General features: G+C 55.4%; 21 protein-coding genes and 1 pseudogene. 8 read left to right on the plus strand and 14 right to left on the minus strand.

Going from position 1 to position 24630, the window contains the following annotated elements; genetic code table 11:
• Positions 1-119: 119 nt before the first annotated feature.
• A protein-coding gene (locus tag H7R76_RS17215) for an IS5-like element ISKpn26 family transposase (RefSeq protein WP_502711062.1) occupies positions 120-1099 on the minus strand; the annotation gives its coding sequence in 2 pieces (ribosomal slippage) (positions 120-214 and positions 214-1099; 981 coding nt in all).
• A 599-nt stretch (positions 1100-1698) separates the two neighbouring features.
• On the opposite strand from H7R76_RS17215, the gene dcuC reads away from it, so the two are divergent.
• Both dcuC and rna read left to right on the plus strand, forming a co-directional pair.
• Complete coding sequence (gene dcuC / locus H7R76_RS17220; RefSeq protein WP_106924711.1) at positions 1699-3069, plus strand: anaerobic C4-dicarboxylate transporter DcuC; 1371 nt, start codon at positions 1699-1701, stop codon at positions 3067-3069.
• Positions 3070-3162: 93 nt separating this feature from the next.
• Complete coding sequence (rna, locus tag H7R76_RS17225) at positions 3163-3963, plus strand: ribonuclease I (RefSeq protein WP_182965917.1); 801 nt, start codon at positions 3163-3165, stop codon at positions 3961-3963.
• A gap of 24 nt (positions 3964-3987) precedes the next feature.
• Here the strand turns inward: rna and H7R76_RS17230 are convergent, their stop codons facing one another.
• Positions 3988-4827 (minus strand): alpha/beta fold hydrolase, encoded by an 840-nt coding sequence (locus H7R76_RS17230; RefSeq protein WP_182965919.1) that lies wholly within the window; start codon positions 4825-4827, stop codon positions 3988-3990.
• 234 nt (positions 4828-5061) lie between these two features.
• Between H7R76_RS17230 and rnk the strand changes: the two genes are divergently transcribed.
• Positions 5062-5472 (plus strand): nucleoside diphosphate kinase regulator, encoded by a 411-nt coding sequence (gene rnk, locus H7R76_RS17235; RefSeq protein WP_106924713.1) that lies wholly within the window; start codon positions 5062-5064, stop codon positions 5470-5472.
• Positions 5473-5661: 189 nt separating this feature from the next.
• Here the strand turns inward: rnk and H7R76_RS17240 are convergent.
• Positions 5662-6889 (minus strand): IS3-like element ISEc36 family transposase gene (locus tag H7R76_RS17240; protein ID WP_182965921.1). Its coding sequence is split into 2 segments (ribosomal slippage): positions 5662-6574 and positions 6573-6889, totalling 1230 coding nucleotides; the frame shifts between segments, so codons are not numbered across the junction.
• Between the two features lie 100 nt (positions 6890-6989).
• Between H7R76_RS17240 and uspG the strand changes: the two genes are divergently transcribed.
• Entirely contained in the window at positions 6990-7400 is a 411-nt protein-coding gene (gene uspG / locus H7R76_RS17245; RefSeq protein WP_182965923.1) for a universal stress protein UspG, read from the plus strand.
• 70 nt (positions 7401-7470) lie between these two features.
• Here uspG and ahpF read toward each other — a convergent pair whose 3' ends face one another.
• Both ahpF and ahpC read right to left on the minus strand, forming a co-directional pair.
• Positions 7471-9036, minus strand: a complete 1566-nt coding sequence (gene ahpF / locus H7R76_RS17250; RefSeq protein ID WP_106924715.1) for an alkyl hydroperoxide reductase subunit F — start codon at positions 9034-9036, stop codon at positions 7471-7473.
• Between the two features lie 183 nt (positions 9037-9219).
• A complete protein-coding gene (gene ahpC / locus H7R76_RS17255; RefSeq protein ID WP_106924716.1) occupies positions 9220-9783 on the minus strand; it encodes an alkyl hydroperoxide reductase subunit C in 564 nt (187 codons plus the stop codon).
• A 698-nt stretch (positions 9784-10481) separates the two neighbouring features.
• Between ahpC and citR the strand changes: the two genes are divergently transcribed.
• From citR to H7R76_RS17270, 3 genes are all read left to right on the plus strand, one after another.
• Positions 10482-11372, plus strand: a complete 891-nt coding sequence (gene citR / locus H7R76_RS17260) for a DNA-binding transcriptional repressor CitR (protein ID WP_182965925.1) — start codon at positions 10482-10484, stop codon at positions 11370-11372.
• Between the two features lie 150 nt (positions 11373-11522).
• Positions 11523-12746, plus strand: a complete 1224-nt coding sequence (locus H7R76_RS17265) for a phosphoadenosine phosphosulfate reductase (protein ID WP_106924718.1) — start codon at positions 11523-11525, stop codon at positions 12744-12746.
• Entirely contained in the window at positions 12731-13357 is a 627-nt protein-coding gene (locus H7R76_RS17270; protein ID WP_106924719.1) for an IbrB-like domain-containing protein, read from the plus strand. The genes H7R76_RS17265 and H7R76_RS17270 overlap by 16 nt, the downstream gene beginning before the upstream one ends.
• Here the strand turns inward: H7R76_RS17270 and H7R76_RS17275 are convergent.
• The 8 genes and pseudogenes from H7R76_RS17275 to entC form a co-directional block, all read right to left on the minus strand.
• A pseudogene (locus H7R76_RS17275) lies at positions 13358-14517 on the minus strand (pyridoxal phosphate-dependent aminotransferase).
• Positions 14518-14606: 89 nt separating this feature from the next.
• A complete protein-coding gene (locus tag H7R76_RS17280) occupies positions 14607-14804 on the minus strand; it encodes a YbdD/YjiX family protein (RefSeq protein ID WP_052284779.1) in 198 nt (65 codons plus the stop codon).
• Positions 14805-14863: 59 nt separating this feature from the next.
• The gene (cstA, locus tag H7R76_RS17285) at positions 14864-16969 is read right to left on the minus strand and encodes a pyruvate/proton symporter CstA (protein ID WP_106924721.1); all 2106 of its coding nucleotides are present in this window, start codon (positions 16967-16969) and stop codon (positions 14864-14866) included.
• Positions 16970-17253: 284 nt separating this feature from the next.
• Positions 17254-17667: a proofreading thioesterase EntH gene (gene entH, locus H7R76_RS17290; protein WP_182965927.1), complete on the minus strand. Its 414-nt coding sequence runs from the start codon at positions 17665-17667 to the stop codon at positions 17254-17256.
• 1 nt (position 17668) lies between these two features.
• Positions 17669-18424, minus strand: coding sequence for a 2,3-dihydro-2,3-dihydroxybenzoate dehydrogenase EntA (gene entA, locus H7R76_RS17295; RefSeq protein WP_182965929.1), 756 nt, complete (start codon positions 18422-18424; stop codon positions 17669-17671).
• Positions 18421-19278 carry an isochorismatase gene (locus H7R76_RS17300; protein WP_106924724.1) on the minus strand — a complete coding sequence of 286 codons (858 nt, stop codon included), beginning with the start codon at positions 19276-19278 and terminating at the stop codon, positions 18421-18423. The genes entA and H7R76_RS17300 overlap by 4 nt, the downstream gene beginning before the upstream one ends.
• Before the next feature lie 13 nt (positions 19279-19291).
• The gene (gene entE / locus H7R76_RS17305) at positions 19292-20902 is read right to left on the minus strand and encodes a (2,3-dihydroxybenzoyl)adenylate synthase EntE (protein WP_182928316.1); all 1611 of its coding nucleotides are present in this window, start codon (positions 20900-20902) and stop codon (positions 19292-19294) included.
• Between the two features lie 9 nt (positions 20903-20911).
• Positions 20912-22093 carry an isochorismate synthase EntC gene (entC, locus tag H7R76_RS17310; protein WP_106924726.1) on the minus strand — a complete coding sequence of 394 codons (1182 nt, stop codon included), beginning with the start codon at positions 22091-22093 and terminating at the stop codon, positions 20912-20914.
• A gap of 233 nt (positions 22094-22326) precedes the next feature.
• Between entC and fepB the strand changes: the two genes are divergently transcribed.
• Positions 22327-23286, plus strand: coding sequence for a Fe2+-enterobactin ABC transporter substrate-binding protein (fepB, locus tag H7R76_RS17315; RefSeq protein WP_106924727.1), 960 nt, complete (start codon positions 22327-22329; stop codon positions 23284-23286).
• A 25-nt stretch (positions 23287-23311) separates the two neighbouring features.
• Here the strand turns inward: fepB and entS are convergent, their stop codons facing one another.
• Positions 23312-24550, minus strand: coding sequence for an enterobactin transporter EntS (gene entS / locus H7R76_RS17320; protein ID WP_182929303.1), 1239 nt, complete (start codon positions 24548-24550; stop codon positions 23312-23314).
• Positions 24551-24630 lie beyond the last annotated feature (80 nt).

The raw sequence follows: 24630 nt of genomic DNA on the forward strand, positions 1-24630 counted from the left end.
TCCAAAGCTGACTCGCTGATTAAAATTTCGCGGATCTGGGCCGATTTTTTTCCCGCAAACACATCGAATCAGCCTATTTAGGCTATTTTTTCCGCCATTTCTGGCGTTATTTCCGGTTTTTAGTGAGATCTCTCCCACTGACGTATCATTTGGTCCACCCGAAACAGGTTGGCCAGGGTGAATAACATCGCCAGTTGGTTATCATTTTCAGCAGCCCCTTGTATCTGGCTTTCACGAAGCCGAACTGCCGCTTGATGATGCGAAACGGGTGCTCCACCTTGGCACGGATGCTGGCTTTCATGTATTCGATGTTGATGGCCGTTTTGTTCTTGCGCGGATGCTGCTTCAAGGTTTTTACCTTGCCGGGACGCTCGGCGATCAGCCAGTCCACATCCACCTCGGCCAGCTCCTCGCGCTGTGGCGCTCCTTGGTAGCCGGCATCGGCTGAGACAAATTGCTCCTCTCCATGAAGCAGATTACTCAGCTGATTGAGGTCATGCTCGTTGGCCGCGGTGGTGACTAGGCTGTGGGTCAGGCCACTCTTGGCATCGACACCAATGTGGGCCTTCATGCCAAAGTGCCACTGATTGCCTTTCTTGGTCTGATGCATCTCCGGATCGCGTTGCTGCTCTTTGTTCTTGGTAGAGCTGGGTGCCTCAATGATGGTGGCATCCACCAAAGTGCCTTGGGTCATCATGACGCCTGCTTCGGCCAGCCAGCGATTGATGGTCTTGAACAATTGACGGGCCAGTTGATGCTGCTCGAGCAGGTGGCGGAAATTCATGATGGTGGTGCGATCCGGCAGGGCGCTATCCAGGGATAATCGGGCAAACAGGCGCATGGAGGCGATTTCGTACAGGGCATCTTCCATGGCACCGTCGCTCAGGTTGTACCAATGCTGCATGCAGTGAATACGCAGCATGGTCTCCAGCGGATAGGGCCGTCGGCCATTGCCCGCCTTGGGATAAAACGGCTCGATGACAGCGGTCATATTCTGCCATGGCAGAATATGCTCCATGCGGGAGAGGAAAATCTCTTTTCGGGTCTGACGGCGCTTAGTGCTGAATTCACTATCGGCGAAGGTGAGTTGATGGCTCATGATGTCCCTCTGGGATGCGCTCCGGATGAACATGATGATCTCATATCAGGAACTTGTTCGCACCTTCCTTAGATGATTGTTCAACCCGACCCTCAGCTCAAGTGCATAAATATCAACTCAAAGCGTCAATTATATGCAGTCAAAACTTTCATTATTTACTCACATCATTTCATTATAAAAATAAATAACCACCCACCGCTTGGAATTATATTAAAACCAAAGTTTAACCTTATTTATTTCTAAGCCACTTCATTTATAACATTAATCAATAAATATGACACAATAAAATAAAGCAAACACTCTCCCCCACAGCATAAGCGATACCACACCGCCGCAGCGCCGGCCATTCACGATGTTATCTAACTGAAATAATACATTTCATTCACCTTTCTGTTTATTATTCACGCAGCCCGCTATACTTAGTGTGAGGGCAATGTTCCGCTTTGTGAGTACATCGTGTAATTTGCAAAGTCATCATCTTTAATTAGTCTCTTTTTTGATTTTCATCAGCTAAGTTCGCCGGTTTTTTCGGCACATTTCATCCTTACTTTTTGATGCTGCACTGCATCAATTTTACAACTGGGCGATAGGTGTTAATAATGTTAACGTTCTTTGAACTCCTGATTGGTGTTGTGGTTATCGTGGGCGTAGCCCGCTACATCATCAAAGGATATTCCGCGACAGGGGTCCTCTTTGTCGGCGGTCTGCTGCTACTGATTGCCAGTGCATTGATGGGGCATAAGATTTTACCGAGTAGTGAAACCAGCACGGGTTACTCTGCTACTGACATCATTGAATATATTAAAATTCTGCTGATGAGCCGCGGCGGCGATCTCGGCATGATGATTATGATGCTCTGTGGTTTTGCCGCTTATATGACCCACATTGGCGCTAACGATATGGTTGTTAAGCTGGCTTCCAAACCGCTGCAATATATTAACTCACCGTATTTACTGATGATTGCGGCCTATTTTGTGGCGTGCCTGATGTCGCTGGCTGTCTCCTCCGCTACCGGTCTGGGCGTGCTGCTGATGGCGACTCTCTTCCCGGTCATGGTTAACGTCGGCATTAGCCGCGGCGCCGCAGCGGCTATTTGTGCCTCCCCGGCAGCCATTATTCTCTCTCCGACGTCCGGTGACGTCGTGCTGGCTGCCAAGGCCGCCGAAATGCCGTTAATTGATTTTGCCTTTAAAACCACACTGCCAATCTCTATCGCCGCGATTATCGCGATGGCTATTGCCCATTTCTTCTGGCAGCGCTACCTGGACAAAAAAGAAAATATCTCTCACGAGATGCTGGATGTCAGCGAAATTACCACTACCGCGCCGTCCTTCTATGCCATTTTACCGTTCACGCCCATTATCGGCGTATTGATTTTTGACGGTAAATGGGGCCCGGAGCTGCATATCATCGCGATTCTGGTTATTTGTATGCTGCTGGCCGCGGTGCTGGAGTTCTTCCGCGGCTTTAACACCCAGAACGTGTTTGCGGGTCTGGAAGTGGCCTATCGCGGCATGGCGGACGCCTTCGCCGGCGTGGTTATGCTGCTGGTTGCAGCCGGCGTCTTCGCCCAGGGTCTGAGCACCATCGGCTTTATTAATAGCCTGATCTCTATCGCCACCTCGTTCGGCTCCGCCAGCATCATCCTGATGCTGGTGCTGGTCGTGCTGACCATGCTGGCAGCAATGACGACCGGTTCCGGTAACGCCCCGTTCTATGCTTTCGTGGAGATGATTCCAAAGCTGGCGCACTCCTCCGGTATTAACCCGGCCTACCTGTCCATCCCGATGCTCCAGGCCTCCAACCTGGGCCGTACCATCTCCCCGGTTTCCGGCGTCGTTGTCGCGGTTGCCGGGATGGCAAAAATTTCACCGTTCGAAGTGGTGAAGCGGACTTCAGTACCGGTCATTGTGGGCCTGATTGTGGTGATTATCGCTACCGAAATTCTGGTTCCCGGCGCGTCCGCATAATCATTGATAGCTCAAATAAATAAGGCGCCTGAAGGCGCCTTATTTTATTATGTAATAACGTCACTAAATGATTAAAAACGTGGAGCCAGGAAAATGCTAAGGAAGAATATTGTGTCAGGATGTGCGCTGTTACTCTGCGCCGGAAGCCTTCACGCCGAGCCGCTCGTCCCGACGCAATATGGTGACTTCGATCGTTACGTACTGGCGCTCTCCTGGCAAACGGGCTTTTGTCAGAGTCAGTATGACCGCAACCGTAAAGAACCACTGGAATGCCAACAGCCTAAAGAACTCAATAATAAGGCTGACTATTTAACGGTCCACGGTTTATGGCCGGGCCTGCCTGCCTCAATAGCCTCACGCGGGGTCGATAACAATCGCTGGATGCGCTTCGGCTGCGCCACCCGTCCCATTCCAAATATGCCGGAAGCGAAAGCCAGCCGTAAATGCGCCGCTGAAGAAACCGGCCTGTCGCTGGAAGTGGCCAATAAACTTAACCAGGTGATGCCCGGCAGCGGTGGAAAAAGCTGCCTCGAGCGTTATGAATTTGCTAAGCACGGCGTTTGTTTTGGCTTCGATCCGGATGCCTACTTCAGCACTATGGTTCGGCTGAACGGCGAAGTGAAGCAGAGCGCGCTCGGCCAGTTCCTGGCCGCCAACTACGGTAAAACCGTAACCCGCGCCAGCTTCGATGCCGCGGTGGCCACCGCTTTCGGTCAAGAGAACGTCAAAGCCGTTAAGCTAACCTGTAACGGCAACCCGGCCTATTTGACGGAAATGCAGATTGCTATCAAATCAGCCAGCATCAACGAGCCGCTGACCTCGGCCTCGCTGCTGCCACAGCCGCATCCCGGCAACTGCGGCAAACAGTTCGTGGTGGATAAAAACGGTTATTAATTTCCGCCCCCGCGCCTGCGGGGGTTAAACGCCCCTACTTCTGAATAAAGGCCAGCGATCGTCATTGATCTGGTGCTTATGGGTGGTGCAGATCCCGTGCGAACCGCCTTTATATACCTTCAGTTCAGCGTCCGGCAGCAGCTGCGCTGCCACCTTCCCGCAGGTTTCAAACGGCACAATCTGATCGTCATCACCGTGAATCACCAGCGTCGGGATAGTCATCTTACGCAGGTCCTCACGCAGATCGGTTTCTGAAAAAGCTTTAATACAATCGTAGAGCGCTTTAATCGAGCCCTGAAGGCCCTGCTCAACAAACCCTTCACGCACCGCTTTCGACTCTTTGGCTCCTGGGCGGTTATAGCCATAAAATGCCGCCGTCAGCTCATAAAAGAACCCACCGCGATCTTCCACCACCCCGTTACGAATGCCGTCAAAGACCTCCGCTGGCACGCCGTTCGGGTTAAAATCGGTTTTCACCATAATCGGCGTAACGGCACCAATCAGCACCGCTTTCGCTACCCGGCTGGTTCCATGGCGACCGATGTAGCGTGCGACTTCGCCGCCGCCGGTAGAGTGCCCGACATGCACCGCATCTTTCAGGTTAAGGTGCGCCGTTAACTCGGCCAAATCATCGGCATACTGATCCATATTATGCCCGTCCCATGGCTGCGCAGAACGTCCGTGGCCTCGTCTATCGTGGGCAATCACACGATACCCTTTTGACCCCAGATACAGCATCTGATCCTCAAACGCATCAGACGTCAACGGCCAGCCGTGGCTAAATACGATTGGCTGTCCGCTCCCCCAATCTTTAAACCAGAGATAACTACCATCTTTCAGGGTCAGTTTATCGAAACCGCTCATACGATCTCCTGTACTTTGAGGACGCTGCCAGGCGCAGCCTAAAAAGAATAATCCAGATTTATAGGTTGCGATGTATTTCGCATAAATTTCACACAACGAAAATTATTGCCATCTGCGAATGTGCGCTGCATCACTTCAAACCTGACGCCAGGATCAGTATGATGGAAGCAGATGAACCCTTGCCGCTGGCGGTGAGGGTTTTCTTTTGGATAATCGATAGACATGGAGTAAATAATGACCCGACCTGCCATCATTATTAATGAGTTCGATGCCGAGCGTATCGACCGCCTGCTTGAGCAATCTGCTTACGCAAATTCCCCGGTGGCGAGCGCGCTAAACGACGAGCTGGATCGTGCCCAGATGTGTGCCCCAGAGGACATGCCGCACGACGTAGTGAGTATGAATAGCCAGGTCAGATTCCGCGATCTCACCACCGGCGAAGAGCGCGTACGCACGCTGGTCTTCCCGGCGCAGATGACCGACAGCAGCAGCCAGCTGTCGGTGATGGCTCCGGTTGGCGCAGCCCTGCTCGGCCTGCGTGCAGGTAGCACCATTCACTGGGAGTTACCGGGCGGTGCATCAACACATCTGGAAGTGCTTGAACTGCTTTATCAGCCGGAAGCCGCCGGCGAATTTCACCGCTAATTCTGTGCCGAAATGATTAAAGGGGATGCCATGCATCCTCTTTCTGTCCCCGCCTGACCAAACTTTACAACGCCCCTCCGCGAGATAAACTATTTTGCGAACTAAATGACATATTCAAAATGCATTATGTGTTTTGATAGTTCTATAAAGACAAGGAGGAGCCTATGTACAAAACAATTGGATTGGCCCCTATATTTCCATACACTTTTTATCACTTAACCCATTACTGGTTCGCCGCCGCAGATATTCCCGTGGCGAACGATACCCCAGTGCACTATGCGGATGCCATTCGTTGTAATGTTCGAAGGCCTCCGCAAGGTTCTTTACCGCTGTTAACCCGTCGGGTTTCGGCATGATGCTGATGTAATCGCGCTTCATCGTTTTCACGAAGCTCTCTGCCATCCCGTTGCTTTCCGGGCTACGTACCGCCGTATGTTTAGGCTCCAGTCCTACCATTCTGGCGAACTGACGCGTCTGATAAGAACGGTAGGCTGAACCGTTGTCTGTCAGCCACTCAACTGGGGATGTCGGCAGGCTGTTACCGAAACGACGCTCCACGGCACCCAGCATGACGTCCTGCACGGTTTCACTGTCATATCCACCGTTACTGGCCGCCCAGTAAAGTGCCTCGCGATCGCAACAGTCCAGAGCGAACGTGACCCGCAGTTTTTCACCGTTATCACAGCTGAACTCGAAGCCGTCAGAGCACCACCGCTGGTTACTTTCTCCAACGGCCACTTTCCCTGTATGCGCCCGCTTCGATGGCGGTATTTCCGGTTTACGCTCAAGCAGCAGCGCATTCTGACGCATGATGCGGTATACGCGTTTGGCATTGATCACCGCCATGTCGTCAGTTTCTGATTGTCTGCGCAGCAGTGCCCATACCCGACGATAACCATAGGTGGGCAGATCGCCGATAACGGTATGGATACGGGCCAGCGCGTCAGTATCATCAGGCTTGCGCTTGCACCGACGATCCTGCCAGTCCTTTGACCGACGGGCCATGGCATGCAGTTGCGCACGTGAGACCCGGAGGCAACGACTGACAAGGCTTATTCGCCATCCTCCGGCAACAAGGGCACGTGCGCTATCCACTTTTTTGTCGGCCATATTCAACGGCTTCTTTTAGCAGCTCGTTTTCCATGGTTTTCTTGCCCAACAGGCGTTGCAGCTCTTTAATTTGCTTCATCGCAGATGCCAGCTCCGACGCGGGCACAACCTGTTCTCCTGCGGCAACGGCTGTAAGGCTGCCTTCCTGATACTGCTTACGCCACAGGAACAGCTGACTGGCAGCAACGCCATGCTGACGGGCGACCAGCGACACGGTCATTCCGGGCTCAAAACTCTGCTGAACAATGGCGATTTTTTCCTGAACACTTCGCCGTCTGCGCTTCTCTGGACCTAAAACATCAATCATTCGGACTCCAACGACTAGTCTAAAAACTAGTATTAAGACTATCACTAACTTAAGTGATACCAACTGTCTGGAGATTCAGGGGGCCAGTCTAACAATCATTATGCCCGTTGATGTTTTTGAGATGGAGTTAAGCGACAAAGCGATTCGTCACGCGGAGTTTTTAGCCCAGCAGGATGGCATTATCCACCTACTACACGTTCTGCCCGGTTCGGCAAGCTACACCATGAGCCGCTTTGCCGCCGATCTGCGCCGCTTTGAAGAGCATTTACAGCAGGAGGCGGAAACCCGGCTGACCACCATGGTGAGTCATTTCACGATCGACCCTTCCCGCATTAAGCTGCATGTCCGGGTGGGCAACGTGCGCGATGCGGTGAACGAACTGGCGGAAGAGCTCAACGCCGATATGGTGGTAATTGGTTCTCGTAATCCGTCTATCAGTACCCACCTGCTGGGATCTAACGCCTCCAGCGTGATTCGCCACGCTAACATTCCCGTGCTGGTTGTGCGCTAACGTTAACTGCGCGGTATAAAAAAAGGCCACCTTTCGGTGGCCTTTGACATTGCAGGTATTGTCTTCTTTTTTATGCTGTTTTGGTGCGAATCAGATAATCGAACGCGCTCAGTGACGCTTTTGCACCTTCGCCGGCGGCGATAATAATTTGTTTGTACGGCACGGTAGTACAGTCGCCAGCGGCAAATACGCCCTTAACGTTCGTTTCGCATTTCGCATCGATGATAATCTCACCCATACGGTTACGCTCAACCGCCCCTTCCAGCCAGGTTGTGTTCGGCAACAGACCAATCTGGACAAAGATCCCCGCCAGCGCGACGTGATGTTCGTCGCCGCTCACGCGGTCGCGATACTGCAGACCGGTCACTTTGGTGCCATCACCTTTCACTTCGGTGGTCTGGGCATTGAGAATAATGTCGACGTTTTTCAGGCTACGCACTTTATCTTGCAGGACCTGATCGGCCTTCATTTCCGGCGCAAATTCCAGCAACGTAACGTGTTCAACCACGCCCGCCAGGTCGATGGCCGCTTCCACGCCCGAGTTGCCGCCGCCAATGACCGCCACGCGCTTGCCTTTAAACAGCGGGCCGTCGCAGTGCGGGCAATAGGTTACGCCTTTGGTACGGTACTGATCTTCGCCCGGTACGTTCATGTTGCGCCATTTTGCACCGGTAGCAATAATGATGCTGCGTGCTTTCAGCACCGCGCCGGAGGCCGTTTCAATCTGATGCAGGCCACCTTCAACCGCAGCAGGCACCAGCTTAGACGCGCTCTGGGAATCAATCACATCGACGTTGTATTCACTAACGTGCGCCTTCAGCGCGCCTGCCAGCTTCTGACCTTCGGTTTTCGGCACGGAAATGTAGTTTTCGATATCGACGGTATCCAGCACCTGGCCGCCAAAACGCTCGCCCATCAGGCCGGTGCGAATCCCTTTACGCGCAGAGTAAACCGCCGCCGCCGCGCCAGACGGGCCGGAGCCAACAATCAGCACATCATACGCATCGCGCTTATTCAGCTCTTCCGCCGCGCGTTTTTCCGCGCCGGTGTCAACTTTCGCGACGATTTCCGCCAGCGTCATACGGCCCTGACCAAATTCCTGGCCATTCACGTAGACCGCCGGGACGCCCATCACGTTACGTTCGGTGATTTCATTCTGGAAAGTACCGCCGTCGATTGCCGTATGCTTGATGCGCGGGTTCAGCACCGACATCAGGTTCAGCGCCTGCACAACGTCCGGACAGTTATGGCACGACAGTGAATAGTAGGTTTCAAATTCAAAATCACCGTCGATGTCGCGAATCTGCTCCAGCAGAGACTGCGCCTCTTTCGACGGATGACCGCCGGTCCACAGCAGCGCCAGAACCAGAGAAGTGAACTCGTGACCCAGCGGAGAGCCGGCAAAACGCGGGCCCTGGTGAGAGCCGGGATTTGTAATCAGGAACGACGGCTTACGCACCGCCAGGTCGTTATCTTGTTTGAAGGTGACCTTATCTGACAGTTCAGCGATTTCAGCCAACAGTTCCTTGATCTCTGCCGATTTAGCGCTGTCGTCCAGCGTGGCAATCAGCTCAACAGGTTTGGTCAGCTTCTCAAGGTAAGCCTTGAGCTGGGTTTTCATGTTGGTGTCGAGCATTTTTATCTCCTGGGCTTAAAACATCATCATGCAAGCGGCCACATACGAGCTGCCTCTGTAAGCAACTTGCATCATGATGCTGGAATAAAACAGGCGCAGAGGTGCGCCTGTGGGATGCCGGACGGTGCTGCGTTTATCCGGCCTACAGGCTGTAGGCCGGTGCCGTGCCGCCGGGCAGACGACTTAGATTTTGCCTACCAGGTCTAAAGATGGCGCCAGAGTGGCTTCACCTTCTTTCCATTTAGCCGGGCACACTTCACCTGGGTGGGAAGCAACATACTGAGCGGCTTTTATTTTACGCAGCAGGTCAGATGCGTCACGGCCGATACCTTCAGCGGTAACTTCGATAGCCTGAATGATACCCTGTGGGTCAACAACGAAGGTCGCACGGTCGGCCAGGCCTTCATCTTCACGCATGTTGTCGAAGTTACGGGTCAGGGCGCCAGTCGGGTCGCCGATCATCGCATATTTGATTTTGGCGATAGTCTCAGAGCTGCTGTGCCATGCTTTATGGGTGAAGTGGGTATCGGTAGAAACGGAGTACACGTCTACGCCCAGCTTCTGCAGTTCTTCGTAATGGTCAGCAACGTCGCCCAGTTCGGTCGGGCAAACGAAAGTGAAGTCAGCCGGATAGAAGAAGAACACGCTCCAGCGGCCTTCGGTATCTTTCTCGGTCACTTCTACGAATTCACCGTTTTTGAACGCCTGGTTTTTGAAAGGTTTGATTTTAGTATTAATTAATGACATCGAGTACTTCCTCCGTGTTTTCGTTGAGGTCTAAGTTAACGAACTTTTCCTGATTCGACCAATGCGTTTACATTATCAAATCAATAAGCGTTATCTAACAACCGGAACAAGACAGCTTTGTGAACCAGTATCGAGGATACGCACAAATCGCCCATCCCCAGACGTAAAAAGGCCGCAACAGAGGCGGCCCGATTACCTGAGTCACCCGCGGGTAAGCTCAGCGCCAGCGATGCTGGCTTGCGTGTTGCGCTCTACATAACCTTAACAAAGGCTGTAACAGCCTCCTGATTACATCATCCCCTTTCATTCGGGGCAATCTGCGCAACGTCGGTCTTATCTATGGTTGTGATAGGTTATCTCGTTGCAACTCAACGACACACTGATTTTACAGAGGTTTTACATGCTAAACCGAACTTTACCGGCACCGTATCTCAAGGAGCGTCCCTGGCCCCCATCACGAGATGAAAGGACCGACAAATTATTCATATTCACTCTTCTATATTAATTTAATATTCGTTTTATGAATAATCATTTACCCATAACGTCCATTCATTTTTTACCTTTCTTGTTTTGCAGTAGATAATATAGAGAGTCTGATATATATTAAGCATGGATTTAGGCATTTTTAAGTTTTACGAACACATGGATTGTGGTTTCAGAGGTAAATGAATATACCTCCCAATATAAAAGGATAAACTATGGCTAATCTTTATGATTTAAAACGATTTGACCTCAATTTACTGGTTATTTTTGAGTGTATATACCAGCACCTCAGCATCAGTAAAGCCGCCGAAACGCTCTTTATTACGCCCTCCGCCGTCAGTCAGTCTCTGCAACGCCTGCGAACGCAGCTAAACGATCCGCTCTTTGTCCGTGCCGGCAAAGGGATCACCCCCACAACCGTCGCGGTGAATCTGCATCATCATCTGTCTGAGAACCTGAATCAGATAGAGCAAACGATTAACATGATGGAAAATTCCACGCTGGATAAGCGATTTATTATTTATGGCCCGCAGGTCTATTTCTCCGAAAAATTTACCGTGATGATCGGTCAGTTATTACGTGAACCCAATCTGAACGTCGAATACCATGATTTTTCGGGAGCTAATGACAATGTCGAAAATTTATTAACCTATCGCAAAGCCGATATCGTGTTTACCACCTCCCCGCTCAGCAACCGGGCGTTGGTATGCGAGCCCTTTATTGAGATTCCGACGGTACTGGTCAGCCGTAACGATCACCCCCGACTTGGCAATTTTGCTTCGATTGACGAAGTGCTCAATGAAAGTTTCACCTTTTATGACACTCAGGATAGCGGAATTAAACAGTACCAGTATGCTAGCGAAAACTTTCTCATGGAACGTCGGTGCGCTTTTCGCTCGTCATCGCTCACGGCCATTATCAGCACCATTCATCACACGGATCTGATCGGCCTGTTGCCTCTGACTATGTTTAATGTCTTTAAAGATACCTTAGCGCTTAAGCGCATTACGCTTCCGGTCGAACTGCCTAAAATCACGATTTATAAAGTTTACAACCGCGCGGTATTGCACAGTGAATTATTCACCAAAATAATAAATGCGATTTAAATTAGGCATAATAAAAATATAAATAAGCACAAAGTAAAATTAATACTGACAAAACAGAAGTTGGTAGCATTTTATTTAACAAGCTGACTTAACTCTATTGTATTATATCATCCATGTTTAGTTGAACTCTCGATCAAGGATGGCCAGAGTATGCCCATGGTCAAACTCCCGTTAACGCAATCGGTACTGGATGCGGCTCAGGAACGCATCGTCTGGACATTAACTAATTTTTCCCGCGTTTGCGTCTCATTTTCTGGCGGTAAAGATTCAACGGTGATGCTGCATTTAACCGCGCAGGCTGCGCGAGCAATAGGGAAGAAAATCAGTATTCTGTTTATAGACTGGGAAGCACAATTTTCCTATACCATCAGCCACTGCGAAAAATTACGCGAACAATACCAGGATGTTATCGATTGTTTTTACTGGGTTGCCTTACCGCTCACCACGCAAAATTCACTCACCCAATTTACCCCTGAATGGCAATGCTGGGAGCCGGGCATCAAATGGGTCCGGCAGCCGCCGCAGGATGCCATTACCGACCCCGCCTTCTTTTCTTTTTACGAGACGGGCATGACCTTTGAACGGTTCGTCCAGAAATTTGCCGAGTGGTTTTCCCGACAGCGCCCGGCGGCGGTGCTGGTCGGGATCCGCGCAGACGAATCCTATAACCGCTTTTTGACTATTGCCTCGCAGCGCAAACGCCGTTTTGCCGATGACAAACCCTGGACCACCATCGCACCCGGCAACCACGCCTGGTACGTCTACCCGATATACGACTGGAAAACCGCCGATATCTGGACATGGTTCGCCCGCACCCAACAGCCCTACAACCCGCTCTACGACCTGATGTATCAAGCGGGCGTCCCGCTACGCTATATGCGCATCTGCGAACCGTTTGGCCCGGAGCAGCGTCAAGGGCTATGGCTGTATCACGTACTGGAACCGGATCGCTGGGCGGATATGTGTCAGCGGGTCAGCGGTGTACACAGCGGCGGCATGTATGCCGGGCAGGACAATCAGTTTTACGGTCATCGTAAGCTCGAAAAACCGGGAAACCACAGCTGGCGTAGCTACGCCCATTTCCTGCTGAGCAGCATGCCGGAATCCACCGCCGACCATTATCGCAACAAAATCGCCGTCTACCTGCACTGGTACCAAAAACAGGGCTGGGAAGACATTCCAGACGAGCAGGAAAAAGATCTCGGTTCAAAAGATATCCCGTCGTGGCGACGGATTTGTAAGGTGTTGTTAAACAATGATTACTGGTGCCGCATGCTGTCATTCAGCCCCACCAAAGCCAATCACTATCAGCGCTATCGCGCGCGCATGGAACAAAAGCGTCAGCAATGGGGAATCTTATGCGACAAAAACTAATCGACCAGCTGCATGAGTATCTGCAGCACCTTACGTCGGATGAAAAAATTGAGGCCATTAACCAATTTCGTCAGGCATTGCACGATGAAAGCCCATTCAAAGATCAGCCGATTGACTGCGTACTGTGGGTAAAGGAAGCGCAGGTCACGCCAAATGATTACAACCCAAACAATATGGCGCCGCAGGAAAAACGTCTGTTAACCAAGTCGCTGGAGGCAGACGGTTTTACCCAGCCGATTGTGGTCATTGAGAAACAGGCCCACCGTTACGAAATCGTCGACGGCTTCCATCGCCATATGCTGTCGCAGTCCAGAGCGGCACTGAAAAAACGCTTCCACGGCTACCTGCCAATAACCCAGTTGGATAAACGCGACGACTCGCTCCCTTCACGCATGGCCGCTACCGTGCGCCACAACCGCGCACGCGGTCGTCACCAGATTAGCGCGATGTCAGATATCGTGCGCGAACTGAGCCATCTTGGCTGGAGCGATGAAAAAATGGGCCAGGAGCTGGGTATGGATGCCGACGAAATTCTGCGCCTTAAGCAGATTAATGGCCTGTGTGAAATGTTCGGTAATCGCCAGTTCTCACAGGCCTGGACGGTGAAATAATTACAGACGGCAAAGGCGCTCAGCCGCGGCCAGTAAAGTCGCTTCCTGCTTAGCAAAGCACAGACGAATCAGCTTATGCGGAAACGGCGCATCGCAGAACACCGACAGCGGAATCGCCGCCACGCCGACTTCGCTCGTCAGCCAGCGGCAGAAACTCACATCGTCCATATCTGAAATCGCACTGTAGTCCGCCAGCAGAAAATAGGTCCCCTCACAGGGCAGCAGCGTCAAACGGCTCTGCCCAAGCGCCTCAACAAATCGGTCACGCCGCGCCCGGTAGAACGTCGGCAGTTCACGATAGTGCTCCGGCTCCGCGCGCAGCATATCCGCCAGCGCGAGCTGTGCCGGGGTATTCACCGCAAACGTCAGATACTGGTGCACCTTGCGCAGCTCGGCGCTGATGGCCGCAGGCGCGATGCAGTAACCGACCTTCCAGCCGGTCATGTGATAGGTTTTACCAAACGACGACACGGCCACCGCCCGCTCGCGAAGCTGTGGATGCGCCAATACGCTGGCGTGCCCCGCCTCAGCAAAGCAGATATGTTCATACACTTCGTCGCTCAGTACGTAAATTTCCCGTTCGGCAATCGCCTGCCACAACGCGATAAAATCAGCGCTCTGCCAGACGGTAGCAGAAGGATTATGCGGCGTATTGAGGATAACCAGCCGCGTTTTATCGCTGAGCAATGCGGTGAACGCCTGCCAGTCAACGCGAAAGTGCGGCGGCTGCAGGGCAATGCGCTTCACCACGCCACCGGACAGCGCCACCGCAGGGGCATAGCTGTCGTAGCTGGGGTCAAAGCAGATAACCTCATCCCCCTCGCGCACCAGCGCGGTAATGGCGGCGTACAGCGCTTCGGTGGCGCCGGCGGTCACCGTAATCTCGCCGTTAACGTCCGGTAAATACCCATACAGCGCCGCCGTTTTCTCGGCAATCGCCTCGCGCAGGACCTGCGCACCGGTCATCGGCGCATACTGATTCGCGCCGCTCGCGACATGGTGCGCCAGCCGCTGCTGAAGATAGGATGGGCCGTCAAAATCGGGAAATCCCTGGGATAGATTAATCGCCTGATGCTGCTGCGCCAGAGCGCTCATCTGAGTGAAAATGGTGGGCCGAGATTGGGAAGCTTACTTTGGGGGATGAGTTGCGTTGTCTTCATTTGTTATCTGCCACGCGTAGCGCCAATGTTAAATCACTATAACATGGCGAGCAGACTTAGCAATCAAGACGTTTAGATGTCTAAAACAATCAACAGCACTTGGCCCCGCCCTTGCCGCCATAGCGGGCATCCTGACGGTCGCGGAAAAACGCTTCATAGGTCATCGGCGTCTGGTCCGGGTGGTTAATGCGCATATGCTCAACATAGTTGTCATAGTCCGGCACGCCAATCATCATTTTTGCGGCCTGGCCAAGGTATTTCCCGGCTTTTGAGAGCGTATCAAACATCGCTGTGCTCCTGTTGCGTTTGCCCGGCGTCGCTGCGCTCGGCCGGGCAAGATTTCAGATTAATGCGCGCGTTTCGCCTGCGCGATCAGGTTCTCCGCATCCGCCGGCATCGGCTCATACGGCGTCTCTTTTGCCGTCGGTTTATCCTCTTTCAACGCCGCCAGCGCGGTTTTGATAGAGAACAGCGCCAGCACGACCACCACCACCATAAAGAACATGGTCAGGCCAGCATCCAGACGGTTGTTAAACACCAGCTGCGCCAGCTGCGACTCGGTGTACTGCGGCGGGATGTTACCGCTGTCGATCATCGCCTGGAACTTATTGGCAATCGCCAGGAAGCCCACGCGGTTATCGTCGCTGAACGATTTCTGCCAGCCGGCCACCAGCGTACACACCAGCAGCCAGGACGTCGGCACCAGGGCAACCCACGCATAGCGCTGACGTTTCATCTTGAACAGTACCACCGCACAGAGCATCAGCGCCATCCCTGCCAGCATCTGGTTGGCAATACCAAACAGCGGCCACAGAGTGTTAATACCACCCAGCGGATCGACCACGCCCTGGTGGAGGAAGTAGCCCCAGGCCAGCACGCACAGCGCCGTTGCCAGCAGGTTCGCCGGCAGCGAATCGGTGCGTTTGAGCCCCGGGTTAATGACCCCCAGCAGATCCTGCAGCATAAAGCGCGCCGCACGGGTCCCGGCGTCGACCGCCGTCAGGATAAACAGCGCTTCGAACAGAATCGCGAAGTGATACCAGAACGCCACATCCATCAGCCCGCCCAGCGCGCCATGGAGGATGTAGGCCATCCCCACCGCCAGAGTCGGCGCGCCGCCCGCACGGGAGATAATCGACTGCTCGCCCACTTCGTTGGCAATCTGGTGCAGCAGATCCGGCGTCACCGAGAAGCCCCACGAACTGACAACCTGCGCGGCTGAAGCCACCACGTCGGCGGTTCCGGCGGGCGCCAGCATGGCCATTGGGCTGTTCATTGCAAAGTATACGCCCGGGTCAATAATACAGGCGGCCACCAGCGCCATAATGGCGACAAAAGATTCCATCAACATGCCGCCATAGCCGATAAAGCAGGCCTGGCCTTCGTTCGCCAGCATTTTCGGCGTTGTGCCGGAAGCAATCAGCGCGTGGAAACCCGACACCGCGCCACAGGCAATGGTGATAAACAGGAACGGGAACAGGTCGCCGGTCCACACCGGGCCGGTGCCGTCGATAAATTTGGTCAGCGCTGGCATGGTCAGCGTTGGACGCATAATGAGGATGCCGATCGCCAGCCCGACGATGGTACCAATTTTTAAGAAGGTAGAAAGGTAGTCACGCGGCGCCAGCAGCAGCCACACCGGCAGCACCGAGGCCACAAAGCCATAGCCCACCAGCATCCAGGTCAACTGCACGCCGGTATAGTCAAACCACGGCGCCCACGTTTCGCTGGCGGCAACCCAGCCGCCGGAGACAATCGCAAACACCAGCAGCACCAGACCAATAACCGACACCTCGCCAATACGCCCTGGGCGCAGATAGCGAATATAAATCCCCATAAACAGGGCCAGCGGAATGGTAAACGCCACGGTGTAAGTACCCCATGGGCTGTGGGTCAATGCTTTCACCACGATCATCGCCAGTACCGCCAGAATGATCACCATGATCATAAACGTGGCAATCAGCGCAATCACGCCCGCAGTCGGCCCCATTTCTTCTTTCACCAGTTCGCCCAGCGAACGGCCGTCGCGGCGCGTCGAGACGAACAGCACCATAAAGTCCTGTACCGCCCCGGCCAGCACGACCCCAGCCAACAGCCAGATCATCCCCGGCAGATAGCCCATCTGCGCTGCCAGCACCGGCCCAACCAGCGGGCCCGCACCGGCAATCGCCGCAAAGTGGTGACCGAACAGGACTTTCTTATCGGTCGGCACATAGTCAAGGCCGTCGTTGTGACGCACGGCAGGCGTCATGCGGGTTGGGTCAACCTGCAGGACGTTTTTCGCGATATACAGGCCATAAAAGCGGTAGGCAATCAGGTAAACACAGACTGCGGCAACCACTATCCACAGCGCGTTTATCTGTTCACCACGGTTGAGGGCGATATAGCCCAGAGCAAAGGCTCCAACAATGGAGAGCAATGCCCATATAAGGTATTTCCCTGAATTGTTCATCGTTATTTTCCGTATCAGTAGCAGAGGATGTTACATTTTGTGTCCATAGCAACACCTTTGATTTAACATCCTTGAAACTGATATGACCAGAAAGGGAACCTGACATTTACATCACATTGTTAACGGGATCACTTAAGTCAGAAAAACGGATGAGAAACGGGGAGTGAAAGTGAGATGAACGCAGGTATACAGGCCGGATAAGCGCAGCGCCCTCCGGCAATGTACCGCACCATGCCGGAGGGCGCTGCGCTTATCCGGCCTACGCCTTATTCGGCTACCGAAACCTAACCGAACACCGCCGTCCCTAACCGGCAGGTACAGCAGCGCCGCCCCTGCTCGTCAAAAACGACAATTTCCCAGCTCTGGCTCTGACGCCCCAGATGCAGCGGCTGACAGACCGCCCGCACCTGCCCTTGCGACACCGGTCGGTGGTGCGACGCATTCAGCTCGGTTCCCACCACACACTGTCCCTCGCGGGTCATCAGATATCCGGCCATTGAGCCCAGCGTCTCCGCCAGCGCGGCAGAGGCGCCGCCGTGAAGCAGCCCGAACGGCTGATGCGTGCGGCCGTCTACCGGCATCACCGCTTCCAGGCTATCGTCGCCAATATGGGTATAGACAATGCCTAAATGCGCCACCATGGTATTCTCACTGGTCGCATTCAGTTCATCGAGCGTTAAATGCCGTTTCCAGATCATGTTACGCCCCCAGCGTTGAGCCGCCGTCGACCACAATGTCCTGCAGCGTGATATGGCTAGCGCTGCGGGAAGCCAGGAACAGAATCGTCGCGGCAATCTCCTGCGGCCGAGCAATTTTGCCCAGCGGGATCCCCAACTTGAACTGCTCGGCAAAACCGCGAATACGCTGCTGCTCGGCATCGTCGCTGACCCACATTGCGCGCTGCATATCGGTGTCGGTCGACCCCGGCGAGACAAGATTGCAACGGACTCCAGCGCTGGCCAGCTCCAGCCCGACGCTCAGCGCCAGGCTTTTCAACGCCGCCTTAGATGCCCCATAGGCGCTCATGCCGATACGCGGCGTGTGGGCGGCGTCCGACGCCACGGTCACAATCGCTCCGCCCTGCTGGCGACGGAACTGCGCCATCGTCTGCTGAAACAGGTTAAACGCGCCGCCGACGTTAACGGCAAAGGTTTGCTGCCAGTCGGCCTGGCTCAGCGCATCGGTCGTGCCCATGCGTAAAATGCCCGCCGCGTTCACCAGCACGTCCAGGCGCTCGGTTGTCGCCAGCAGTCGTTCACACACCTGCGCAACCTGCTGCGCATCGGCAACGTCAAGAATTTCTGTCGAAAACGGGTAGTCGCCGCCGTCAAAGGCCAAATCAAAGCCCGTCACCTGCGCCCCCGCCTCAGCAAACGCCAGCGCCGTCGCATAGCCGATCCCTTTCCCTGCGCCGGTCACCCACACGGTTTGTCCGCGAAAATCGAAATCACTCATGATCTCACCTCACGGGACAACAAAGCCCACCAGGCATCAATGCTCGGATTTTTCGCCAGCATGACGAAATCAATATCACCGTGCACTTTACGCCAGCGTGCCGCCAGCGCCATCATGCGCACGGAATCCAGGCCGTAATCAATCAGGTTGTCATCATCGAACGGTTCGTCAGATTCATCCAGCAGCGGCAGCACCAACGCGCGCAGCGCTTCTTTGCTGGCAGGAACAGACGGCAGCAGTTCGTCAGTCATCACCACGCGACCGCTGCGGCCGGCAACGTATTTCAGCGACATTAAATGCTCATCACGGCTGAAATCCGCCAGCGCGTCGGCAACGAAGAACGGCTTAATGTCGCGCATAAAAGCATCCGTGGCGGTGGTCATGCAGCCGATATGCGCGTATACGCCGGTGATAATCAGCTGGTTACGACCGGTCTCTTTGAGCATCTGCTCCAGCGGCGAGCGGTGGAAAGCGCTGTAGCGCCATTTCACCAGCACGGTATCCTCATCGTCCGGTGCCAGTGCGGCAATCACCCGCTGCTGCTCCGGCGAACGGGTCAGGCCCGGCCCCCACATGTCATTCAGCAGAGCACGGTCTTCATCACTCTGCGCTTTAGGCTGCGCGGTGTAGTAAACCGGAATCCCGTTTTTCTTGCAGAAATCACGCAGCGCGGCGATGTTGGCCACTACCGTGTCCATCATCTCACTGTCTTCGCCCCAAAAGTTGAGGAAATATTCCTGCATATCATGAATCAGCAGTGCCGCGCGCGCCGGTTCAAACGCCCAGTTCACCTTGTTTTCCGGAATGTCCATTGCGGTCGGCAGCGCGTAGCCCTGCAGTTTTGGAATTGCCATGATGTTCTCTCCTTCAGGCCAGCGAGCGGCTAGCCAGCCACTGACGTAATTGTTTTTTATCGACTTTGCCGACGTGGGTCAGCGGCAGTTGCTCAACACACTCCACGCGGTCCGGCAGTTTGAATTCGGCAACGCCCTGTTCCCGCAGGAAGCGACGCACCTGCACCGCGCGTAGCGGCGCATTGACCACCAGGTAGGCGCAGCTTTTCTCACCGAGCAGGCTATCTTCCATGCTCACCAGCGCCGCGTGCACCACGGCCTCGTGACGCAACAGCAGGTTTTCAATCTCTTCGGCAGCAATCTTCTCGCCGCCGCGGTTGATCTGATCTTTCTCGCGACCCTGCACGGTGATGTAGCCGTCTTCGTCGATAGAAATCAGATCGCCGGAACAGTAAAAACCCTCGGCGTCAAAGGCGCTGGCGTTATGCTGCGGGCTTTTGTAGTAGCCACGGAAGGTATACGGCCCGCGGGTCATCAACCGCCCGACTTCACCGCGCGGCAGCGGGTTGCCCTCTTCATCGGCCACCCACACCTCATCGTCCGGGCACATCGGGTAGCCCTGAGTATTGAGAATTTTTTCCGGCGTATCGTCCAGACGGGTGTAGTTCACCAGCCCTTCCGCCATGCCAAACACCTGCTGAAGCTGGCAGCCTATCTCCGCCGGAATCCGCGCCGCCAACGTCGCAGAGAGACGCGCACCGCCCACCTGCAGTAGCGTCAGCGATCGCAGCTGAGCGTTGCCGCTCCCTTCGGCAATCGCCTGCAGCCACAGACTTACCGCCGGCGGCACCAGCGCGGCGACGTTGACCTGATGTTGCTCAATCAGCGGGAAGCACTGCGTGGCGCTCGGATCTGCTGCCAGCACCACGGTGCCCTGCGCAAGAAACACGCCCAGCGCGCCCGGCGAGCTCATTGCGTAGTTGTGCGCCGACGGAATGGCGCAGAGGTAGCGCGTCTGCGGATTAAAATGGCAAATTTCATTACTGCGGCGAATGCTGTAGTAATAATCGTTGTGGGTACGCGGGATCAGCTTCGGCGTGCCGGTACTGCCGCCCGAAAGCTGGAAGAAGGCCACTTCGTCGGCAGCCGTCGGCGTCGGCGTAAAATCGACCGCCGGACGGGACAGCGCCGCCTCCAGCGCATGTTCGCCTTCGCCGCCGCGCAGCAGCACCACGCGCAGCGAACGGTGCTGTTCGCAAAAGGTATTCAGGAAGGTATCGTCGCCGAACAGCGCGTGGCCGCGATCGGCAATCAGCACGGCGGGCGCAATCTGCTCGGCATAGGCGTTCAGCTCGCTACGCTGATGGCTGAATAGCGCATTCACCGGCGCCACACCAATCTTCAGCAGCGCAAACAGCGTGATATAGAATTCGGCGATATTCCCCAACTGCACCAGCGCCGTCTCACCGCGCTTAAGCCCTTTGCTTTGCAGCATGGCGGCCAGATTATCAATAGACTGGTTCAGCTCGCGGTAGCTAATCTGGCGTTCGCCGTCGATCACCGCAATGGCGTCGCTCTGCGCATGGCGCGTCACCATCTCGGTTAACAGCAGATCCTGCCAGTAGCCCTTTTCGCGATAACGCGCCGCAAGCGCGTCCGGCCAGCGGGTAAATTCTACGGTCATTCTGGTTCCTTAATGCAGGCCGAAAACATTCAGCATGGTGGAAAGTTTGACGCCGGTTTCACGCCATTCGGATTCCGGCGACGACGCGGGCACAATGCCCGCCCCGGCAAACAGACGCACGCGGTTAGCCTTCACTCGTGCGCAGCGGATGGTGACCACCCACTCGCCGTTGCCTTCGGCATCGCACCAGCCGACGATGCCGCCGAAGAGGTCGCGGTCGAAGGGTTCCAGCTCGGCGATCACCTGTTTGGCCGCCTCGTGCGGGAAGCCGCTCAGCGCCGGCGTTGGGTGCAGCAGACAGGCCAGCGTCAGCGCGTTTTCCGCCGCTTTTGCCTGCCCTTCAATCGGCGTGGCCAGATGCCATAGCGTTGGCGTGGTAATCAGCTGCGGCGTCTGCGGCAAGGTCAGTTGGAGGCTGCGCGGTGCCAGCGTTTTTTGCATCGACTGGGTGACCAGCTCATGCTCGTGGCGATCTTTTTCTGAAGCCAGCAGCCGGTTACCCGCCTCGCGATCCAGCAGGTCGTCCGGCTGACGACGCGCCGAGCCCGCCAGCGGCAGCGAGCTAAACAGGTCGCCGTCTTTACGCAGCAACAGTTCCGGGCTTGCGCCCAGCAGCACGCCGCCGTCCGGCAGCGGCACGTGGAAGTTGAAGCTCGCCGGATTCTGCGCCACCAGACGCTCCAGCAGCACGCCGCTGTCCAGCGGCTGTTCGGCTTCAATATCAATCAGGCGGGAGAGCACCACTTTATCAACCTGCGGCGTCGCCGTCAGCGCCGCGGCACGGGCGACCATATCGAGAAAAACAGGATGTTCCGGTATCGCCTGACGTGAAGCGACGCCCGTCGGTTCGCGGGAAACGTGATACCGCGAGGTACGCTGCTTTGCCGTACGTGAGAACGTCTCACTGCGTTCAGGGATAAACAGCGCAGAAGGCTGGCGGGTATCAAACGGGATCGCCCCCACCATCACCGGGTTGGCAATACCCGCAGCTTTTGCCGCAGCAAATGCCGCAGCGAGCTCTTGCTGGAAAGCGCTATCAGGCGCGTCGCCCCCTTCTGCCGGGCAGGTGAAACGCTGAAAACAGCCCGAGGTTGTAAAACTGCGAAACGGCGACATAAAGAAAAAGCTATCGGCCGCGATCGTAGCCTGATGCTGCTGTTCCTGTTCATCCACAGCCAGTGACGTTTCCATATCATTCTCCAAAAACGATAAAGACATTACGAATAATTATCATTTATATTTCGGTTCGGTAACCTAAGAGTAAACACTTCTTATGTCAACAGGGCAAACCAGCAACTTGTGCTGAATAGATATCGCCCCTCCTGGCCACGGTCACCTGCGCTTGCAGAGGTCGCGCTTGCATCTTCACCGGACAATAGTTGAAAATGAGAAGCATTAACTAACTAACATCAGGATGCTTATCTGTGAATTTTTCCGCTTTGTGGCGTGCCGCTGCGCTGATCGCTGGCCTCAGCGTTTTAGGATTATCCTCAGCCCAGGCCGCCGACTGGCCGCGCCAGATTACCGACAGCCGCGGCGTACACACGCTGGAACACAAACCGACGCGCATTGTCTCGACCAGCGTAACCCTCACCGGTTCGCTGCTGGCCATTGACGCGCCGGTGATCGCCAGCGGCGCCACCACGCCGAACAACCGCGTGGCCGACGCCCAGGGGTTCCTGCGCCAGTGGGGAGATGTGGCGAAAGCGCGCAACGTCACTCGCCTTTATATCGGCGAACCCAGCGCGGAAGCGGTCGCTGCACAAATGCCGGATCTGATCCTGATTAGCGCCACCGGCGGTGATTCGGCGCTGGCACTGTATGACCAGCTCTCCGCCATCGCCCCCACGCTTATCATCAACTACGACGATAAAAGCTGGCAGGCGCTGCTGACGCAGCTCGGCGGCATTACCGGACAGGAAAAACAGGCTACCGCACGTATTGCCGAGTTTGATAAGCAGCTGGCAACGGTAAAACAGCAGATGAAGCTGCCACCGCAACCGGTGAGCGCGCTGGTCTATACCGCCGCCGCGCATAGCGCCAACCTGTGGACCAGCGAGTCCGCACAGGGGCAGTTCCTCTCCCAGCTCGGCTTTACGCTCGCCACGCTGCCGGAAGGCCTTCACGCTAGCCAAAGCCAGGGCAAACGTCATGACATCATCCAGCTTGGCGGTGAAAGTCTGGCAACCGGTCTGAACGGCAACAGCCTGTTCCTGTTCGCCGGTGACCAGAAAGACGCTGACGCGATTTACGCCAACCCGCTGCTGGCGCATCTTCCAGCGGTGAAAAACAAGCACGTTTACGCGCTGGGCACCGAGACGTTCCGTCTCGACTACTACAGCGCAACGCAGGTGCTGGCGAGGCTGTCGGCATTGTTTGGCTAGCGCCATCCGGCACCCGAACGCACCGTTACGCCGACTCCGGCACCTCGCGCCGAAACCGCCGCAGCTCGCCCAGCGCCAGCAGCAAAATCCCGCCAACAATCGCCAGCCCCCAGCCGCTGGCGCTTGCCGACGCGACCGGCGTTAATATCGCCCCCAACCCGCCGAGCAGCGCCGCGCCGATGGCGTCGCCGGTCACGTTCTGCGCCGTCCACAGCCCGTTAATCCGCCCCAGCATCGCCTCAGGCGTTTGGGTCTGAATCAAGGTGTATTGCAACAGCGAGCTTATCGCGCTCAGCCAGCCGAACAGCGCCAGACAGACCATTCCCAGCGCCCAGTGCGGCATCAGCGCAAACAGCCCAATCGCCACAAACGCGCCAACGGTCGCCAGCAGCATGACCCAGCCCGGACGCTCGTTATGCGCCAGTTGTCCACTGGTGAGCGCACCGAAAGCAGCCCCCAATGGAATCGCCGCATACAGCAGGCCAATCGACGCCGCCGACATCTGCCAGCCCTGCGCCAACGCCGGATAAAGCACGCGCACCGCGCTGGCCATGGTGACCAGCCCGCCCAGCAGCGCAATGCCGCCAATCAGCGGGCTACCGAGCAGAAAGCGGAACCCGGCCACCAATGAAGTGAACGGATGTTCGCGCGGCTGCGGCGGCGGCGGCAGTTGCGGTAAACGCAGTAGCGTTAACGTGGTAATAAAGGTGCCCAACGCCGCCAGCAGGTAGTTCCAGGACACGCCGCCGGAAGCCAGCAGCAGGCCGCCGACCATCGGCGAAATCACCGATCCCAGACGGACCGTCAGCATGGTGATGGCCCCGGCCTGCATCAGGTTTTCCCGCCCCACGAGCGCAGGCGTCGCCGCCAGCAGCGCCGTGACGCCGAGCGAGGCAAAGAAACCGTCCCACAGGCCCAGCAGATAAATGGCCAGCAGCGACGGTTCCGGCAGCAGCGCATTCAGCCACAGGCCGATAAACCCCACCCCACAGGTACCGCGAGCCAGCAGAATCAGCCTGCGGCGCTCATAGCGATCGGCCAGCACGCCGCCCACCATCAGCCCGACGAACATCGCCCCGCCGGTTAGCGTCACCGACAGCCCCACCTGCCAGGTGGAGTGGGTCATCATCTGGATTTGAACGGGGACAGCAACCCCCAGCAGGCCAAGCGACAGAATGGAGATAAAGCGGGCGATAAACACGGCGCGGAAGGCCGGGTGCGTTTTTAGCAGGCTCAGATTCAGCAGCCAGGATTGTCGGTTCATTACAAGACCTTGTGACTTTTTTCATACCCTTTCCGAGGGCGCTCATGCTAACATAAACGAACAAGATAGATAACGATAAT

It is taken from the genome of Klebsiella sp. WP8-S18-ESBL-06 (genome assembly GCF_014169755.1).
Classification (GTDB): Bacteria; Pseudomonadota; Gammaproteobacteria; order Enterobacterales; family Enterobacteriaceae; genus Kluyvera; species Kluyvera ascorbata_B.

Excerpts from the sequence above, each read along its gene's own strand:
- dcuC (WP_106924711.1), top strand. The coding sequence starts at position 1,699 with ATGTTAACGTTCTTTGAACTCCTGATTGGTGTTGTGGTTATCGTGGGC.
- rna (WP_182965917.1), top strand. The coding sequence starts at position 3,163 with ATGCTAAGGAAGAATATTGTGTCAGGATGTGCGCTGTTACTCTGCGCC.
- H7R76_RS17230 (WP_182965919.1), bottom strand. The coding sequence starts at position 4,827 with ATGAGCGGTTTCGATAAACTGACCCTGAAAGATGGTAGTTATCTCTGG.
- rnk (WP_106924713.1), top strand. The coding sequence starts at position 5,062 with ATGACCCGACCTGCCATCATTATTAATGAGTTCGATGCCGAGCGTATC.
- uspG (WP_182965923.1), top strand. The coding sequence starts at position 6,990 with ATGCCCGTTGATGTTTTTGAGATGGAGTTAAGCGACAAAGCGATTCGT.
- ahpF (WP_106924715.1), bottom strand. The coding sequence starts at position 9,036 with ATGCTCGACACCAACATGAAAACCCAGCTCAAGGCTTACCTTGAGAAG.
- ahpC (WP_106924716.1), bottom strand. The coding sequence starts at position 9,783 with ATGTCATTAATTAATACTAAAATCAAACCTTTCAAAAACCAGGCGTTC.
- citR (WP_182965925.1), top strand. The coding sequence starts at position 10,482 with ATGGCTAATCTTTATGATTTAAAACGATTTGACCTCAATTTACTGGTT.
- H7R76_RS17265 (WP_106924718.1), top strand. The coding sequence starts at position 11,523 with ATGCCCATGGTCAAACTCCCGTTAACGCAATCGGTACTGGATGCGGCT.
- H7R76_RS17270 (WP_106924719.1), top strand. The coding sequence starts at position 12,731 with ATGCGACAAAAACTAATCGACCAGCTGCATGAGTATCTGCAGCACCTT.
- H7R76_RS17280 (WP_052284779.1), bottom strand. The coding sequence starts at position 14,804 with ATGTTTGATACGCTCTCAAAAGCCGGGAAATACCTTGGCCAGGCCGCA.
- cstA (WP_106924721.1), bottom strand. The coding sequence starts at position 16,969 with ATGAACAATTCAGGGAAATACCTTATATGGGCATTGCTCTCCATTGTT.
- entH (WP_182965927.1), bottom strand. The coding sequence starts at position 17,667 with ATGATCTGGAAACGGCATTTAACGCTCGATGAACTGAATGCGACCAGT.
- entA (WP_182965929.1), bottom strand. The coding sequence starts at position 18,424 with ATGAGTGATTTCGATTTTCGCGGACAAACCGTGTGGGTGACCGGCGCA.
- H7R76_RS17300 (WP_106924724.1), bottom strand. The coding sequence starts at position 19,278 with ATGGCAATTCCAAAACTGCAGGGCTACGCGCTGCCGACCGCAATGGAC.
- entE (WP_182928316.1), bottom strand. The coding sequence starts at position 20,902 with ATGACCGTAGAATTTACCCGCTGGCCGGACGCGCTTGCGGCGCGTTAT.
- entC (WP_106924726.1), bottom strand. The coding sequence starts at position 22,093 with ATGGAAACGTCACTGGCTGTGGATGAACAGGAACAGCAGCATCAGGCT.
- entS (WP_182929303.1), bottom strand. The coding sequence starts at position 24,550 with ATGAACCGACAATCCTGGCTGCTGAATCTGAGCCTGCTAAAAACGCAC.